Annotated in this window: 12 protein-coding genes; 4 read left to right on the forward strand and 8 right to left on the reverse strand. The window is 75.3% G+C overall.

What is annotated here, in order from left to right; all coding sequences use genetic code 11:
• Window positions 1–249 precede the first annotated feature (249 nt).
• Window positions 250–759, reverse strand: a complete 510-nt coding sequence (locus tag ACPU2J_RS06095; RefSeq protein ID WP_365078805.1) for an NUDIX domain-containing protein — start codon at window positions 757–759, stop codon at window positions 250–252.
• A gap of 164 nt (window positions 760–923) precedes the next feature.
• Between ACPU2J_RS06095 and ACPU2J_RS06100 the strand changes: the two genes are divergently transcribed.
• From ACPU2J_RS06100 to ACPU2J_RS06110, 3 genes are all read left to right on the forward strand, one after another.
• A complete protein-coding gene (locus tag ACPU2J_RS06100) occupies window positions 924–1262 on the forward strand; it encodes an Mpo1-like protein (RefSeq protein ID WP_423832918.1) in 339 nt (112 codons plus the stop codon).
• 98 nt (window positions 1263–1360) lie between these two features.
• Entirely contained in the window at window positions 1361–1828 is a 468-nt protein-coding gene (locus ACPU2J_RS06105) for a Zn-ribbon domain-containing OB-fold protein (protein ID WP_420081427.1), read from the forward strand.
• A complete protein-coding gene (locus ACPU2J_RS06110; protein ID WP_420081426.1) occupies window positions 1825–3015 on the forward strand; it encodes a lipid-transfer protein in 1191 nt (396 codons plus the stop codon). Before ACPU2J_RS06105 ends, ACPU2J_RS06110 begins: the two co-directional genes overlap by 4 nt.
• Before the next feature lie 312 nt (window positions 3016–3327).
• Here the strand turns inward: ACPU2J_RS06110 and ACPU2J_RS06115 are convergent, their stop codons facing one another.
• The 4 genes from ACPU2J_RS06115 to ACPU2J_RS06130 are packed head-to-tail and all read right to left on the reverse strand — an operon-like array spanning window position 3328 to window position 7627.
• Entirely contained in the window at window positions 3328–3954 is a 627-nt protein-coding gene (locus tag ACPU2J_RS06115; protein WP_361593877.1) for a GTP-binding protein, read from the reverse strand.
• Entirely contained in the window at window positions 3935–4387 is a 453-nt protein-coding gene (locus tag ACPU2J_RS06120) for a DUF742 domain-containing protein (protein ID WP_361593875.1), read from the reverse strand. Before ACPU2J_RS06120 ends, ACPU2J_RS06115 begins: the two co-directional genes overlap by 20 nt.
• Before the next feature lie 10 nt (window positions 4388–4397).
• Window positions 4398–4835, reverse strand: a complete 438-nt coding sequence (locus tag ACPU2J_RS06125; protein WP_420081425.1) for a roadblock/LC7 domain-containing protein — start codon at window positions 4833–4835, stop codon at window positions 4398–4400.
• Window positions 4832–7627: a nitrate- and nitrite sensing domain-containing protein gene (locus ACPU2J_RS06130; protein WP_423832919.1), complete on the reverse strand. Its 2796-nt coding sequence runs from the start codon at window positions 7625–7627 to the stop codon at window positions 4832–4834. Before ACPU2J_RS06130 ends, ACPU2J_RS06125 begins: the two co-directional genes overlap by 4 nt.
• Window positions 7628–8014: 387 nt before the next feature.
• On the opposite strand from ACPU2J_RS06130, the gene ACPU2J_RS06135 reads away from it, so the two are divergent.
• Window positions 8015–8476, forward strand: a complete 462-nt coding sequence (locus ACPU2J_RS06135) for a hypothetical protein (RefSeq protein ID WP_420081423.1) — start codon at window positions 8015–8017, stop codon at window positions 8474–8476.
• 75 nt (window positions 8477–8551) lie between these two features.
• On the opposite strand, the gene ACPU2J_RS06140 is transcribed toward ACPU2J_RS06135, so the two are convergent.
• From ACPU2J_RS06140 to ACPU2J_RS06150, 3 genes are all read right to left on the reverse strand, one after another.
• Complete coding sequence (locus ACPU2J_RS06140; protein ID WP_423832920.1) at window positions 8552–13225, reverse strand: hypothetical protein; 4674 nt, start codon at window positions 13223–13225, stop codon at window positions 8552–8554.
• A 63-nt stretch (window positions 13226–13288) separates the two neighbouring features.
• Window positions 13289–14188 (reverse strand): hypothetical protein, encoded by a 900-nt coding sequence (locus ACPU2J_RS06145; protein WP_361593865.1) that lies wholly within the window; start codon window positions 14186–14188, stop codon window positions 13289–13291.
• Between the two features lie 301 nt (window positions 14189–14489).
• A complete protein-coding gene (locus tag ACPU2J_RS06150) occupies window positions 14490–15995 on the reverse strand; it encodes a hypothetical protein (RefSeq protein WP_420081421.1) in 1506 nt (501 codons plus the stop codon).
• Between the last annotated feature and the right edge of the window lie 20 nt (window positions 15996–16015).

Here is a 16015-nt window from a genome sequence, read left to right on the forward strand (position 1 = left end):
GACGTGACGCCCGGCCCTCGGGGACGGCACCGGACGTGGTGCCCCGGCCCTCAGGGGCGGCGTCGGGTGCGGAGCCCCGGCTCTTAGGGGCGGCACCGGACGTTGCACCCGGGCCTCAGCGGCGGCATCGGACGTGGCGCCTGGGGCCTCAGCGCGGGCGTCCGAGGTGTGCCCGCGCCCTCCGGGGCGACGTCGGGCGTGGTGCCCGCGCCCGGGGGTGCGCCTTCGGGTCCGGGCGGGGGTGTGGCGTCAGGCGTAGCGGCCCGCGAACCAGGAGGCCGCCGCCTGGGTGTGGAGCGGGAAGGCGAGGGGGGACGGGGACCGCAGGAGGTGCCAGCCCGTGGTTTCGTCGGTCGGCTTCGAGGCGGGGAGGGTGTCCGCGGGGCGGGGCGGGAGGAGGCCGAAGAGGAGGAGGTGGCCCGCGGGTGAGCTCAGGGCGTCGGCGAGGGTGACGTCCGACGCGGGAGCGGTGATGCCGGTCTCCTCGCGCAGTTCGCGGACGACGGCGTCGCGCCAGTCCTCGCCGAAGTCGATGAAGCCGCCGGGCAGGGCGATGCCGCCGAGGGCCGGTTCGATGGTGCGGGTGATGACCACGAGCCCGGTGCCCTCGGCGTCCTCGACGGGGAGGAGCGTGACGGCCACCGGCAGGGGGTTGCGGTAGGCGGTGGTGGAGCACGACGGGCAGGTGCGGGGCCAGTTCGTCGTGTCGTACGGCGCTCCGCAGGTGGAGCAGTGCGAGTCCCTCAGGTGTGCCGGCATGGCGCGATGCTATGCCAAGGCGTGTGTGGGGTGCGGCGGTTGGGAGTGCCGGGGTGCCGGAAGCGCCCGCGGCCCGCTCCCGGGGTCCTGTATGCGGGCCGGCTGCCGGGGTTCTGTCTGCCGGGCCCTGTCCGCGGCGGGTGGGCGTGGGTACCGTGCCCGGCATGACGTTCTGCTCGTACGAGGAATTCTGGCCGTACTACGTCGCGATGCACTCGCGCGCCGCCACCCGCTGGATCCATCTCACCGGCACCCTCACCGGACTGGCGGTGGCCGCCTACGGGGTGGCGCGGGGCCGCAGGCGGCTGCTCGCCGCCCTCCCGCTGATCGGGTACGGGACGGCGTGGCCGGCCCATTTCCTGATCGAGGGGAACAACCCGGCGACCTTCGGGCATCCCGCCTGGTCGCTGCGCGGGGACGCGCGCATGATCGGAATGATGCTGGCCGGGCGGGACGCGGAGCTGGACGAGATCGCGCGGAAGTGGCTCGCCGAGAACGGGTGACCCGGTCGGCCGGGCGTGGCAGACTCCTCAGTTCTGACGAGTCGTCAGTTGCGGTCGGCCGACGGAAGCCGACGGCGGCCACGTTCGAGGGAGGGGTCTTGGCACACACACGCACACCCGTGGTGAGCGGGTGGTTCACCGAGTCCGCGCCGGACGGCGGCGGGTTCCGGCTGCTCGGCACCCGGTGCTCCGCCTGCGCCGCGGTGTTCTTCCCGCGGGAGGACGCGTTCTGCCGCAACCCGCGCTGCCCCGGCGGCGGGGACCTCGCCGAGGTGCCGCTGTCGCCGCGCGGCCGGATCTGGTCGTACACCGACGGCCGCTACCGGCCGCCCGCGCCCTACGTGTCCGACCCCGACGCGCCCTGGGAGCCGTACACCCTGGTCGCGGTCGAACTGGAGGCCGAGGGGATGGTCGTGCTGGGCCAGACGGTCCCCGGGGTCGGGGTCGGCGATCTGGCGGTGGGCATGGAGGTCGAGGTCGTCGGCGGCGTGCTGAACGAGGACCCCGCCACCGGCACCACCTGGACCACCTGGCGTTTCCGGCCGGTGGCGGGAGGCGCCCGGTGACCGCCGACGTCGCCGTGCTCGGGGCCGGAATGCACCCCTGGGGCAAGTGGGGGCGGAGCTTCGTGGAGTACGGGCGGACCGCCGCGCGGGAGGCGCTGGCCGACGCCGGCCTCGACTGGGCGGACGTCGGATCGGTCGTCGGCGCCGACACGGTGCGCTCCGGGTACCCGGGGTACGTGGCCGGTGCCACCTTCGCGCGGGCCCTGGGCTGGCAGGGCGCCCGGGTGACCAGCGTGTACGCGGCCTGCGCGTCCGGGGCCCAGGCGATCGGGGCGGCCCGGGCGCAGATCCTGGCCGGGCTGGCGGACGTGGTGCTCGTGGTCGGGGCGGACGCCGCGCCGAAGGGGTTCTTCGCGCCGGCCGGCGGGGACCGGCCGGACGATCCGGACTGGCTGCGCTTCCGGGTGCTCGGTGCCACCAACCCGGCGTACTTCGCGCTCTACGCCCGCCGCCGGATGGCCCTGTACGGGGACACTCTGGAGGACTTCGCGCAGGTCAAGGTGAAGAACGCGGCGGCCGGCCGGTTCAACCCGTACGCCCGCTACCGCAAGGCGGTCACGGCCGAGGAGGTCGCCGCGTCGGCGGTGGTGGCCGATCCGCTGCGGCTGCTGGACATCTGTGCCACCTCCGACGGGGGTGCGGCCCTGGTGCTGAGCAGCATGGACTTCGCGCGGGCGCGCGGGGTGGCGCGGCCGGTGCGGATCCGGGCCGTCTCGACGGTGACGCCCACCTATCCGCGCACGGTGCCGGACCTGCCGGACATCGCGACCGACTCGACGACGGCGGGGGCTCCCGAGGCCGGGTCGTTCCGTTCCGCGATCGCGCGCGCCGCGTACGAGGAGGCGGGGCTCGGCCCGGCGGACCTCTCGCTCGCCGAGGTCTACGACCTGTCCACGGCGCTGGAGTTGGAGTGGTACGAGGACATCGGCCTGTGCGGCGAGGGCGAGGGCGCCAAGCTGCTGCGGGAGGGTGCGACGGCTCTCGGGGGCCGGATCCCGGTGAACGCCGGGGGCGGGCTGGGCTCGTTCGGGGAGGCCGTCCCGGCGCAGGCCATCGCCCAGGTCTGCGAGCTGACGTGGCAGCTGCGCGGTACGGCCGGGGAGCGGCAGGTACCCGGGGCGCGGGCCGGGATCACGGCGAACCAGGGGCTGTTCGGGCACGGGTCGGCGGTCGTCGTGGTGCGCTGAGAGCGTGCCGGGAGGGCGCCGGGAGCCGGCGGCGGCGCGGCCGGACGGGCAGCCGAGGAGGCGGCGGAGAGGTCGGCCGAGAGAGCGGCGGAGAGGCAGCCCGACAGCCGCCGGAGGGGCGGCCGAGGAGCGGCCAAAGGGGCGGCGGTTGGGAGGCCGTGCAGAGCCCCCTGCCGGAACGCTTGACGGCCCCGGAGCGCGGGTTCACACTCGCTCCACGGTCCCGAGCCGCGACCGGCAGACAGGATCCCCCCGTGAGAGCTGCGGCCCGTACCCCAGTCGGCGGGGGTACGGGCCGCCCCCGTGCCGGGGTCAGGCTCCGGCGGACAGGCTCCGGCGGCGTTCGCGCGCCAGGGACATCGCGTGTTCCACGACCCCCACCAGCACGTCCTTGACGGATTCGCGGTCGCGGGCGTCGCACAGCAGGACGGGGACGCCCGGGTCGAGGTCGAGCGCCGTGCGGACGGTCACCACAGGGTGGCGGTCCGCGCCGTCGAAGCAGTTCACCGCGACCACGAACGGGATGCCGCGCCGCTCGAAGTAGTCGATCGCGGCGAAGCAGTCGGCGAGCCGGCGGGTGTCGGCCAGGACGACCGCGCCGAGCGAGCCCTGCGCCAGCTCGTCCCACAGGAACCAGAACCGGTCCTGGCCGGGCGTGCCGAACAGGTACAGCACCAGGTCCTCGCGGAGGGTGATGCGGCCGAAGTCCATGGCCACGGTCGTGGTGCTCTTGCCCTCCACTCCCCCGGTGTCGTCGATGCCGGCACCGGGCTCGGAGAGCCGTTCCTCGGTCCGCAGGGGTCTGATCTCGCTGACCGCGCTGACGAGGGTGGTCTTGCCCACCCCGAAGCCGCCCGCCACCAGGATCTTCAGGGTCAGCGGTTCGACCGGCGACACCGCGTGCATGGCACCGGTGCGGCTAAAGCGCCCGAAGGCCATCGATCACCTCACGCAGAATGGATTCATCGGGCAGTTCTGCCGGGGGTACCGGCCTGGTCACGTGGACCAGTTCCTCGTCGGTCAGATCGCCGATGAGGACGCGGACGACCCCGATCGCGAGGTCGAGGTCGGCCGCGAGTTCGGCCACCGACTGGGGCCGCTCCCGGCACAGCCCGAGGATGTGGGCGTGTTCCGGGGAGAGGGTCATGTCCCAGACCGGGTCGTCGGCCGCCGGTTCAGCGACGACGAGGGCGATCAGGTCCAGACGGTGCTGGCCCGCGTGGCTGGTGCGCCCGCGCGTCATGGCGTACGGGCGGACCACGGGGCCCGCTTCGTCGTCGAACCAGTGCGCCTGGTCGGGATCGGGTGCGGACGGGTCGGAAGCCGTGCCGGCCGGAGGGCCGGCGGGGTGGTCCTGGCCTGGTTCGCTCATACCGTCCGACTCACCCTCCGGCTGGCAGCCCGCTGCGTGGGGCGGTCGCCAGGTGGTCCCCCACGCGCTTGACCATGAGCGTCATCTCGTACGCGACCTGACCGACGTCGGAGTCGGCGTCGGCGAGCACGGCCAGGCAGCTGCCGTCGCCCGCGGCCATGACGAAGAGGAAGGCCTCGTCGAGCTCGACGACGGTCTGGCGGACCCGCCCGGAGTCGAAGTGGCGGCCGACGCCCTTGGCGAGGCTGTGGAAGCCGGAGGACACGGCGGCGAGGTGCTCGCTGTCCTCACGGGTCAGGTCCTTGGAGCTGCCGGTGGGCAGGCCGTCGCCGGAGAGGACCACCGCCTTGCGGATGGATCCGACCCGGTCGACGAGCTCGTCGAGGAGCCAGTTGAGCGGGCCGGAGCCGCGGCCCCTGTTGTCGTTGCCGGTCTGCGGTGCGGTCATCGACCGTCCCCTTCGTTCTCGTTCGCGGGACCGCCGTCGGGGCTGGTGCCCGCCTCGGTCGCCGACTGCTGCCGTGCGTGCTGGTTGCGGCCCGCCGTCCAGCCACGCTGGAGTGCGGACATGCGCGTGCGTACGTCCTCCGCGTCGCGGTCGGCCCCCTGGTCGGCGGGGGCGTCGGCGGGTGCGGGCGACGGGGCCTTCTTGAGCTGGGGAGCCAGGCTGGCCTGGCGGACGCGCCGGGGAAGTCCGCCCGTGTCCGGGCCGGGCGCCGGTTCGGTCTCCTCGGAGCCGGACGCGGTGGCGGTACCGGAGCGGCGCACCACGGACACCGGGCGGGTGTCCACCCGGCGGCCGTGGTCGGCCACCAGGGTCGGTGCGGGACGGCGGCGCGGCAGGGGCACGGCTCCCGCGGAGCGGGGGCCGTCGGGGCGCGGGGACTCCGCGTGCCGGGTGTCGAGGCGGACCGGCCCGGTGGGCGCGAGCGGCTCGCGGCCGCGGTCGGCGTCCCGGGAACCGTTGCGTTCGGCCCGCCGGTCGCCGCCGTGCGCGCGGTCCGCGGGACGCAGGCCCAGCAGGGCGCTGCGCGGGGTGCCGTTGGGCGGGGTCTCGTCGTCGAGGGTGGCCATGGCCGGGCGGGCTCCGCCGGTACGGCTCGCGGCCCCCGCGGGGTCGCCGTGCAGGAGGGCGCTCTCGTCGAGGCCGTCCAGCGCGTCGATGCCACGGCCGGCGAGCGGGGCCTCCAGCTCGACGGGGCCGCGCAGTTCACCGGCGGGCAGCGGACGGCCGGCACCGGTGCGCGCCATGGAAGGGGCGGGCCGCTCCGCGGTGGTCCGGCCGACCTGGACGGGCTGCGCGGACCGGGGGCCGTCCAGCCGCAGGCCGGAACCGCTGGTGTCGGGGGCGTCGGTGAGCAGGGCCGCGGGGAGGAAGACCACGGCGGTGGTGCCCCCGTACGGGCTGGGCTGGAGGACGACCTTGACGCCGTGGCGCTGGGCGAGGCGGCTGACGACGAACAGGCCGAGGCGGTCGGTGTCGGAGAGTTCGAACTCGGGGGTCTCGGCGATGCGGAGGTTGGCGTCGAGCAGCGCCTCCGGGGTCATGCCGAGGCCGCGGTCGTGGATCTCCAGGGTGAAGCCGTTCGCCACGCGTTCGCCGAGGACCTGGACCGCGGTGTGCGGCGGGGAGAACACCGTGGCGTTCTCCAGGAGTTCGGCGACGAGGTGGGTGATGTCGGCGACGGCCGGGCCGACGATGCCCAGGCGGGTGAGCCGGCGCACCTCGATGCGCTCGTAGTCCTCCACCTCGGCGACGGCGGCGCGTACCACGTCCATGAGCTGGACGGGCTTGCGCCACTGGCGGGAGGGGGCGGCGCCGGAGAGGATCACCAGGCCCTCGGCGTGGCGGCGCATGCGGGTGGTCATGTGGTCGAGGCGGAAGAGGTCGGCGAGTTCCTCGGTGTCCTCGGTGCGCCGTTCCATGGTGTCGAGGAGGGTGAGCTGGCGGTGCAACAGGACCTGGTTGCGGCGGGCCAGGTTGACGAACACCTCGGAGACCCCGCGGCGCAGGTCGGCCTGCTTGACCGCGGCCTCGACGGCGGCGCGCTGGAGGGTGTTGAGGGCCTGGCCGACCTGGCCGACCTCGTCCTTCTCGTATTCGAGGTGGGGCGCCTCGGTCTCGATGTCGACCTGCTCGCCGGCGGCGAGGCGGCGCATCACGCCGGGCAGTCGGACACCGGAGGCCTCGTGGGCCTCCTTGCGCAGCCGGGACAGGTCGCGGACCAGGTCGCGGCCGATGCGTACGGAGAGGGCCAGGGAGAAGGCCAGGGCGAGGAAGCCGAGGATGCCGGCGGCGGCCGCCTGGATCATGACGTCCCTGGCGACGGGCTCGATGCGCTTCTGGTAGCGGTCGCCGGCCTGGGTGTTCATCTCGCCGAGCTCGTCGAGGACCTTGCCGGCGGCCTCGTCCCACTGGGCGGCGGTGAGGTTGCGCGGCTTGTTGACCGCGCCGCCGGCGATGAAGCGTTCCTCGGCGTCGCGCAGGGGCTGGGTCTGCGGGTTCTTCCAGTACTGCTCGAACTGCTCCCGGTCCTCGGCGGGGAGGGTGACGAGGTTGAACTCGTAGAGCAGCGCGCGCTTGGCGGCGAGGTCGGAGACGATGCGGACGTCGCCGGCGGTGATGTTGCGCGCGGCGAGGGCGGAGGCGACGACGGCGTCCTCGCGGGCGAGCAGTTCGCGCGCGCGGCTGATGCCGACGAGGGCGCGGCCCTCCTTGTCGACCTCGACGTTGTCCAGGCCGTGGAGGTTCAGCAGGAAGTCGTAGCAGGGGTCGACCAGGCGGTTGTACAACTCCATCGACTGCGTGGGGTTGAGGGCGTTCTGGTCGACGGAGCGGCGCAGGGAGCCGATACCCTGGAAGGCGGTGACGATGGAGCGCAGGCGCTGCGCGCTCTCCGGGCTCAGCTCCTCGATGACCTTGGGGTCGCGGGCGCTGACGGCTATCTCCTCGACGACGAGGTCGGTTTCGGCGCGGCGCTTGGCGAGTTCGGCGGTGGCGTTCGCGGCGCGGGGGTCGCCGATGACGACGAGGGTCTGGCGCCGCTCCTTCTGGATGACGCGGGCGACGTCCTCGATGGGGTAGCCGACCTTGTCGATGATGTAGGCGACGTCGAGGAGCTGGATCGCCTCGCGGCCGGTGATGACCGTGGCGAATCCCCAGAGGGCGGTGAGGGAGACGAGCGGCACCATGAGCAACGCCACGATCTTCCGGCGGATGGATTTCCCGCGAAAGCGCATGGCCTCCCCAGCCTCCCCCAGGTCAACCCCGTTACCGGGGGTCGGTGTTCCGTCATTTAAACGGCGTGAGCCTACTACTGCTGTCGAGCAGGTTCGAAGGGGTGTCCGGACGTTTTCGGCCTGCCCTCCCGGCAGAGATCACCAGTTGTCCGATACTTCCGGTCAAGTGCCGCCCGTTATGTGGCACATGACACCTGGTGGGGCGTCAGTTCGCGCATCTTGACGGATGGCTGGAATTATTCGTTCCGCGATCAATGGGGCTTGCCGGGGGTATCCGGCATTCGGGAATCTCCCGGCGCCCCCGGACGTCTTCTGTTCGAGGGGACGGCTCGGGGCAGACGGGGTGGGGCAGGCATGGCGGACCGCGTGGTGGGGAGTGAGCGGACCATGAGCAGGGACGAGGGCGAAGGCCCGGGCGGTGGCGGACGGACGCGGCGCGCCCTCTGGGTGGAGGAGCCGGCCCGGCGGCAGCGGATGCCGGACCCGGTGCGCACCTCCGCGGTACGGGCGGTGCTGATCGTGGCCCTGACGCTGACGCAGGCGACGATCACCTTCTACCTGACCCTGACCGCCTCCTGGCTGGCCTTCCCGATGGCGCTCGGCGCCGTCGCCGGAACGATCGTCGCCACCTGGGGCGTCCTGGACGTGTGGATCACCCGGCAGACCTGGAACCAGCGGTACGGGGTCGTGTCGGAGCCCAGCAGCACCGCGCGACTGCGCCGCCGGGAGGCCCGCAGGGCCGGCCGGGCGGAGCGGGCCGCGGCCCGCTCCGCGGGCCGGGCGCCGCGGAACGGACCGGGCCGGATACCGGGCGAGGACGGCGGCCTGGCGGTCTTCGGCCGCCGCTGAGCGGCCGCGCCCGCCGGGAGGCGGTCTCAGCGGGGAGACGATCTTCCTCAGCCGGGAGACGGGCGCGGCCGGGCCTCAGGACGCGGCGGTGGCGGTCCCCCGGCGGAACATGCGCGTCGCCGTGATCTCGCCGTGGATCGTCTCCCCCTCCGGGGACTGCTGGGGCAGCCCCGGGCGCAGGTGCTCCTCGACGCTGATGTACTTCAGGCCCGCCCGCAGGTCCGCGTCGTTGCGCAGGCGGATCACCAGCGGGAACTCCGCCAGTGCCGTCGTGTCGAACAGCCCGGTCGTGTACAGCAGCTGGACGCCGAGGGCGTCGGAGACGGCCCGCTGGAGCTCCAGCAGGTACGTGGCGTTCGCGCGGCCGATCGGGTTGTCGAGGAACAACGTGCCCGCGTGCCGGTGCCGGTCGCGGCCCCGGTCGTTGCTGCGCAGCGCGGCCATCGTGCAGTACAGCGCGATCGCGGCCGTCAGCAGCTGCCCGCCGGAGAACACGTCGCCCATCTGTCCCACCGGCACCCGCTCGGCGCGCAGCACGGCGTCGGGCTTGAGGATCTCGACGCTGATGCCCTTGGGTTCCAGCGCCGCCTGGACGCCCCGCAGCAACAGGGACATGCCGTCGCGGCGGCCCTCGCCGAAGGCCGCGCCGCCGTGCTTCTTCACGGCCGTGCGCGTGGCCTCGTCGATGACCTCGCCGAGGCGCTCGGTGAGCGTGGCCTGGTCGGGCTCCTCGAAGCGGATCCGCAGAAACTCCTGGCCCGACCACTCCCCCAGGCCCTCGGGGAGCTGGGAGAGGCGCTGCGCGGACCGCAGCGTGGCCAGGGCGGACTCCACCAGGCCGCGCAGCCGGTCCACGATGCTGTCGCGGTTGCGTTCGAGCTGCGCCAGCTCGTCGGTGAGGACGCGCAGCCGGGGTGCGAAGGCCGCGGCCCAGGACGCCGCGTGCTCGGGCAGGGCGGAGGCGGGCAGTTCGCGGATCTGCTGGCGGGCGGGGGTGCGCACCTGCTCGTAGCGGGTGGCGTTGGCGTGCCGGACCAGGATGTCGCTCGCCTCGCGCACCGCTGAGTCGGCGGCCGAGAGCTCTGCCGCGCAGCCGCGCAGGGAGCGGCGGGCCTCGGTGGCGGACTGGCGGGCCTCCTCCAGGGTGCCCTGGTGCGCCGCCGGCTCCTGCTCGTCGTCCTGGTGGGTGTGGTCGCGCAGCAGGTCCCGCAGGAGCGCCGCGGTCTCGTCGAAGCCCCCGGCGCTGTCCTCGGCGGTCCGGTGGGCGCGCAGCAGGTCGGCGTGGGCGCCGCGGGCGGCCTCGACGGCCGCGCTGTGGGCGGCGAGCTGGGCGGTGGCCGTGCGCAGCAGGCCCTGGGCGTGGTCGACGTCCCCGGGGACCAGCTCGTCGGGGAGTTCGGTGTGCGCCTCCCCCTCGGCGGGGGCGAGCCGTTCGGCCTCGCCGCGCAGTCGGCCGAGCTGCTCGCTGGCGGTGGACGCGCGGGTCTCCAGCATCTGCACGAGGGACTCGGCGCGGGCCGCGGCGGCCTGCCGGGAGGGCCCGTCGGCGCCGTCGGTGCCCTCCAGGAGCTGGGCGGCGCGGGTGCGGACCTTGTTGGTGAGCCGGTCGAGTTCGGCGAGGGCGGCGCTCTCGTCGCTCTCGGCGCGGGCCTGCTCGGCGCGCAGGTCGGCGCCGACGCCGACCTTCTCGTAGAGCTGGGAGGCCGCGCGGTAGGCCTCGCGCAGGTCCGGGAGCGGCATCCGCGGGGCGTCCTCGTCGGCCTCGGGCAGCTGGTCGGGGGCTCCGGCGATCTCGGCGCGCTCGGCGCGCAGGGCGCGGGCGGTGCGGCGGGCGTCGTCGGCGGCGCGCTGGGCCGCGCGCCGGTCCTCGTCGGCGGCGCGGGCCCGGTCGAGGCAGACCTCCGCGCGGGCCTCGGACTCGGCGGCGTCGTCGGCGAGTTCCCGCAGGCGGGCCTGCCAGCCGGCCCGCTCGCGCAGCCGGAAGGCGAGGCCGGCGAGGGCGTCGGCGACGCGGCGGGCCCGCTGGGCGGTGTCCTGGCGTTCGTCGCGCACGCGGGCCGCGTCGGCGGCGGCCTCGTCGGCCTCGGCGCGTACGGTACGGGCCTCCGCGAGCTCGGCGTCGGCCTCCTCGGCGAACGACCGGGCGGCGGCGGCCTGCTGCGCGAGCTCGGCGAGGCGGCCGTGCGGGCAGCCGGTGCGCCAGGACGCGAGCCGGGCGGAGAGCTCGCGGTCCCCGGCGAGGCGGGCGGCGAGCTCGCGGATCTCGGTGTCGCGGGCGGCGGCGCGGCTGCGCAGTGCCCGGCGTTCCTCGTCGGCGGCGTGCTCGTCGTGCATGGCCGGGTTCGGGGTGACGATGAAGATGCCGGAGGCGGCGCCGTCCTCCCCGGCCGGGGAGGACGGGGGCACGGGGGCCAGCAGTGCGGCGGCGGTGCCGACGGCGACCGTGGAGCGGGGCAGCAGGGCGGCGCCGGAGAGGACCTCCCGGGCCCGGGCGTGGGCGTCGGGGTCGGTGATGACGACGCCGTCGACGAGCTCGGGGCGGGCGGCGAGGACGGCGGCGTGGTCCGCGGGGTCCACGGCCTGGGCGAGGTAGCGCCAGCCGGGCAGGGCGGGGATGCCGTGCTCGCCGAGGTACTCGACGGTGGCGAGGACGTCGGGGCCGGGGGGCAGCAGGCCGCCGTCGCCGAGCGCGCCGAGGATGCGGGCGTCGTCGGCGGCGGCGGTGCGCAGCTCGAACAGCTGGCGTTCGGCCGCGGCGACGCCGTCGGTCAGCAGCCGGTGCAGGTCGTCGGCGTTGCGGTCGAGGTCCTCCGCGGTGAGGGCCGCGGCGGGCAGGTCCGGATCGGCCGCTCCGGCCCGGTCGCCCGGGCGGGGGCCGGGGACGGCCGGCCCGTCGGCGGGGGTGTCCGGGAGGCCGAGCAGGGCGGCGAGCCGGGGGGCGGTGGCCAGGGCGGCGGCGGTGCGCTGTTCGGCCTCGTGGGCGCTCTCGGCGGCGTCCGCGGCGTCGGCGGCGCGGGCGGCGGTGAGCTCGGCGCGGGACTCCGCGGCGGCGGCCTCGCGGGCGGCCTCGGCGGTGCCGCGGGCGGCTTCGCGGGCTTCGTCCCAGGCGGCGACGGCGGTCTTCTCGGCGTCGGTGGCGGCGAGCGCGGCGCGGGCGGGGTCGGCGTCGGGGGCGGAGTCGTCGAGCCAGCCTGCGCGGACGGCCTCGGCGGTCTCCTGCTGGACCTCGCTGAGCCGGGCCCGGAGGTGTTCGGCCTCGCTGCGGGCCCGCTGGGCGGCCGTGGCGGCGGCGGTGGCGTCGCGGTGGGCGTCCTCGCCGGCGGCCTGGAGGGTGGCGGAGCGCTCCTCCTCCTCGTTGGCGAGGCGTTCGCCGTGCTCGGCGGCGGTGTGCAGGGCCCGTACGAGCTCGCCGGCGGCGGTGGCGCGGGCGGCGAGCGCCGGGGCGGCGTCGCGTTCGGCCTCGCGGATCGCGGCGGCGACGCGGGCGGAGCGGTCGGCGGCGGCGCGGTGGCGCAGGACGGTCTCGGCGGCCTGCCAGGCGGAGTGCAGGGTGCGTGCTTCGAGGAGTTCGCGACGCTGGGCGGCGGCCGCCTTGTCGGCGACGGTGAGGGCCAGCGAGGCGTGCCGGTAGGCGAGTTCGGCGGAGACGGCGGCGCTGCGGGCGCGCGCGGACTCGGCGGCGGTGACCTCGTGGGCGGCGGTGGTGACCTGCTGGGCGAGCTCGGCGGCCCGGCCCCGCTCCTCGGCGGCGCGGGCGGACAGCCGCCGCGCGAGGGTGCGCGTACGGCGTTCGGCGCCGGCGTGGACGTCGCGCAGCCGGGAGCGGTTCGCGGCGGCCTCCACGATCTTGGTGAGGAGGTCCACCGAGCCTGCGGTGAAGTCGCGTTCTGCCATCAGCTCGGCGCGGCGGCCGAGCTTGTTGCCGAAGCCGTGGACGAGGTCGGCGAGGCCGTCGGTGTCGCGGGTGTCGGTGACGGCGCGCAGCAGCAGGTCCGTGAAGTCGGAGTCCTTCTTGACGGCGAAGAGGCCGGCCGCCTCGCCCTCGTCGGCGTTCATCTCGCGCTGGTAGCGGAAGAGTTCGGGGTCGAGGCCGAGTTCGGTGAGGTGCTCGTTCCAGCGGTCGTGGATCTCCTCGACGTACACGTCGAGGTGCGGGTAGGCCTTGCCGGCCTCGGTGAGGGCGTCGCGGAAGCCCTTCATGGTGCGGCGGCGGCCCTGGGCGCCGGAGGCCCCCTCGACGGGCGGGCGTACGGCGGTTGCCTCGGCGACGGGCAGGTTGTCGAGGCTCAGCCCGGGTCCGGGGCGGAAGGAGTACCAGGCCTCGGCGAACTTGCGCGGGTCGTTGGAGACCTGGCGGCCGCGCCATTCGCTGACCTTGCCGACGACCACGCATTCGCCGGTCTGGGTGTGCTGCCATTCCAGGGCGACGTGGCCGCAGTCGTCGGCCAGCAGGAACTTGCGCAGGACGCCGGAGCTGGCGCCGCCGAGGGTGTTGCGGTGGCCCGGGAGCATCACCGAGAAGATCAGCTTGAGGAGGACGGACTTGCCGCCGCCGTTCTCCAGGAAGAGCACGCCGGCGGGTGCCGGGCGGCGCGGCGGTCCGGTCGGCTCCTCCTCGAAGAACTCCGCCTGGGTAGGAGCCGGGTGGGGCACCGGCTCGCCCACTCCGCGCAGGTCGAGCACGGTGTCGGCGTAGCGTGCGCCGGCGGGCCCGATGGAGTAGAGGCGGATCCGGGACAGCTCGTACATGGCGGCGGACTCTCGTGGTGTCTGGGTGAGGGGCGTACGGGGGCGGGGCGGGCCGGGGCCGGGTCAGGCGTGGAAGGGGAGCCCGGCGTCGGCGGCGAGTTCCAGGTCGTCGCCCTCGGGCGGCGGCAGGAGGGTCGCGGAGCCGTCGCTGACGGGGACCACGCCCAGGTCCAGGAGCTCGGCCATGGCCGCGCTGCCCGCCATGTCGCGGACCTGGAGCTGGTAGCGGGGGGTGGTGCGGTAGGTGCCGCCGGCGTCGTCGCCGGTGCGCTGGAGGAAGCCGGAGTCGGTGAGGAAGGCCGCGGCCTTGCCGACGATGCCGGTGGTGGAGCCGGCGAGGCGGCGGGCGTCCTTGGTGGCGCCGGTCGCGCTGCGGCGGGTGTAGACGCGCCAGGCGGCTTCCAGGCCGGGGGCGTCGGAGGCCGGGTCGGTGTTCTCGCCGAGTTCCGCGGCGCGCTCCTCCAGGCGCCGGCAGGTCTGCCGGACGAAGGCGTCGACCCCGTTGACGGTGATGCGCCCGATGTAGCCGTCGTCGGCGAGGTCCTCGGGTCGGGGGAAGGCCAGGGCGGCGACGGCGAGGTGGGCGAGGCCGTGCAGGAAGCGGTCGGCGGAGTCGGCGGCGGTGCGGCGGGCGTAGTCGCCCATCCGGACGGCGAAGACGGAGTCCTCGTCGGCGGCGACGGCCATGCCGGCGCGCGGGGACACCTCCAGGACGACGAGGCCGAGTCCGGTGGCGACGGCGTCGGCGAGGCGGCCGAAGGCGGGGTCCTCGCGGTAGCGGCGCAGCAGCTCGGCGTACTCGGCGTCCCGGGCGGGGGCCAGCTTGGGCTGGAGCCCGAAGGCGACGAGCCGGGCCGCGTCGGCGGCGTCGGCCGGGGTCACGGCGGCGTTCTGCGCGGGCGGTGCCGGCGCCGCCTGCGCGGGCTCGCTCCACGCGGGGCTCTCGGCGTGGTGGTCGCTCACGGGTGGGTCTCCTCGGCGGTGCGGGTCGTACGGGGCGTACGGGTCGTACGGGGGATGCGGGGCGGCTGCGCGGGCGTGCGGGGCGGCTCCGTCGGTGTGCGGTCCGGGTGCACGGGCGTGCGGGGTCCGACGTGCGCGACCGTGCTGCGGGTACCCCGGCTCCGCCGGGCACCGGGCTCCGCCCGGACCGGCGCCTCACACGCCGACGGGGCCGGATGTGGCGTCGCCAGGGCCGGGTTCGGCGCGGGCCGACTCGGGTTCGCCTCGGGCGGGACGGCAGCCATCCCAGGGAGACGGCAGGTCACGATGCCTCCGCGCGGTCCGCCGCCATGCCCGCGGCGTCGAGCAGGGCGGTGCCCACGATGAGGTCGGCGCCGCCGAACTCCGGGTCCTCCAACTGGGTCCCGTCGTCCACGGCGAAGAGCAGCCGCTCCTCGCCCTGGCGGTAGGCCGTGCCCACGGCCGGGCTCGCCGCGTGGACGGCGAGCAGGGCCACCAGGTAGGGCAGTTCGGGATCGCTGCGGCGGGCCTCGGCCAGCAGCCCGGACAGCCTGCGCGGGGCGTCGTGCGGCAGGGCGAGCAGCTCGGTCGCGGCGGCCAGCTGCTCCTCGCTGAAGCGGCTGTCGTCCGGGGTGGCGATCAGGTCGGGCTCGGGCATCTCCGCGCCGAGGTGCTCGCGCTCCACGGGCGGGGTGAGCAGGATCTCGACGAGGTCGGCCACCCGGACCGACACCGGCGTGCGCAGGCCCGTCCCGGCGGCGAAGAAGGCGTCGGTGACCCGGCGCGCCTGCTCCACGGGGAGCGGCAGGACCGGGGCGACGAGCTGGCCGTAGAGGTCGATACCGGTGCGGGGGGCGGGCGCGGCGAAGGCCTGGCGGTCCTGTTCGGCCCGGAACAGCGGGCCCGCGTCGAGCAGTCGGGACTGGAGCTGGGTGTGGCGGCGGATGCAGTCCTTGACGATGTCGACGAGTTCGGCGGCGCGGCGCTTGTTCTCCGGGTCCTCGGCCTCGTCGCGGGCCTTGCGGATGTTGGTCAGGATCGCGTTCTCGTGCCGGTAGCGGTCGGCGACGTGCTCCAGGGCCTCGGCGATCATGTCGGGGACGGCCTGGAGCCAGTCGACGGCGCGCACGTTGCGGCGGGTGGCGTCGAGGGTGCGGCGCAGGGTCTCGGCGTACTGCACGGTCCGGTAGCGGGCCTGCTCGGCGGCGAGCTGGGCGTCGGCCAGCCGCCCGCGGCTGATGAGCACCTCCAGCTTGACCTCGGCGGCGATCTGCGCGCTGGTGACGTCGGTGTCGAGGGCGCCGACGAGGACGTTGACGGCCTCGTCCGTTGTGCGCAGGTAGACCACCCCGCCGTGGCCGGGGACCTCCTCGATCAGCTTGAAGTCGTAGTCGCGGCGCACGTAGACGCCGTCCGGGCCGAACGTGCCGTAGATCGCGCGGAATCCGCGGTCCACGCTGCCGACGTTGATCAGGTTCTCCAGCACCCAGCGGGCCACCCGCTCGTGCTCGGCGGCCGGGCGGGCCGGGGCCTGGGCCGCGACGCGCGGCAGCAGCCTGGCCACTATCTGCTCGTGGTCGGCTCCGGTGTCGAAGTCCATGTTCAGCGTGACCAGGTCGATCGCGGCGAGCGCGACCTCCGCCATCGCGTAGACCCCGTACTCGCCCGCCAGATTGGCCTTGCGTACGTCGAGGTCGTGCAGCGGAGCGGTGCAGGCGAGGGCGCGCAGCCGCCGGGCCAGGCCCTCGTCGGCGGCCGGGCCCGGCGCCGGGGACGGAAGGGTCTTCGCCGGGGCTGGGAGAGTCACGGACAAAGACTAGGCGCTGT

It is taken from the genome of Streptomyces manipurensis, from assembly GCF_049570255.1.
GTDB classification, from domain to species: Bacteria; Actinomycetota; Actinomycetes; order Streptomycetales; family Streptomycetaceae; genus Streptomyces; species Streptomyces manipurensis.

What these genes read in the sequence shown, in the direction of transcription:
- ACPU2J_RS06095 (WP_365078805.1), bottom strand. Translation starts at nt 759, where the DNA reads ATGCCGGCACACCTGAGGGACTCGCACTGCTCCACCTGCGGAGCGCCG.
- ACPU2J_RS06100 (WP_423832918.1), top strand. Translation starts at nt 924, where the DNA reads ATGACGTTCTGCTCGTACGAGGAATTCTGGCCGTACTACGTCGCGATG.
- ACPU2J_RS06115 (WP_361593877.1), bottom strand. Translation starts at nt 3,954, where the DNA reads ATGGCCTTCGGGCGCTTTAGCCGCACCGGTGCCATGCACGCGGTGTCG.
- ACPU2J_RS06120 (WP_361593875.1), bottom strand. Translation starts at nt 4,387, where the DNA reads ATGAGCGAACCAGGCCAGGACCACCCCGCCGGCCCTCCGGCCGGCACG.
- ACPU2J_RS06125 (WP_420081425.1), bottom strand. Translation starts at nt 4,835, where the DNA reads ATGACCGCACCGCAGACCGGCAACGACAACAGGGGCCGCGGCTCCGGC.
- ACPU2J_RS06130 (WP_423832919.1), bottom strand. Translation starts at nt 7,627, where the DNA reads ATGCGCTTTCGCGGGAAATCCATCCGCCGGAAGATCGTGGCGTTGCTC.
- ACPU2J_RS06135 (WP_420081423.1), top strand. Translation starts at nt 8,015, where the DNA reads ATGAGCAGGGACGAGGGCGAAGGCCCGGGCGGTGGCGGACGGACGCGG.
- ACPU2J_RS06140 (WP_423832920.1), bottom strand. Translation starts at nt 13,225, where the DNA reads ATGTACGAGCTGTCCCGGATCCGCCTCTACTCCATCGGGCCCGCCGGC.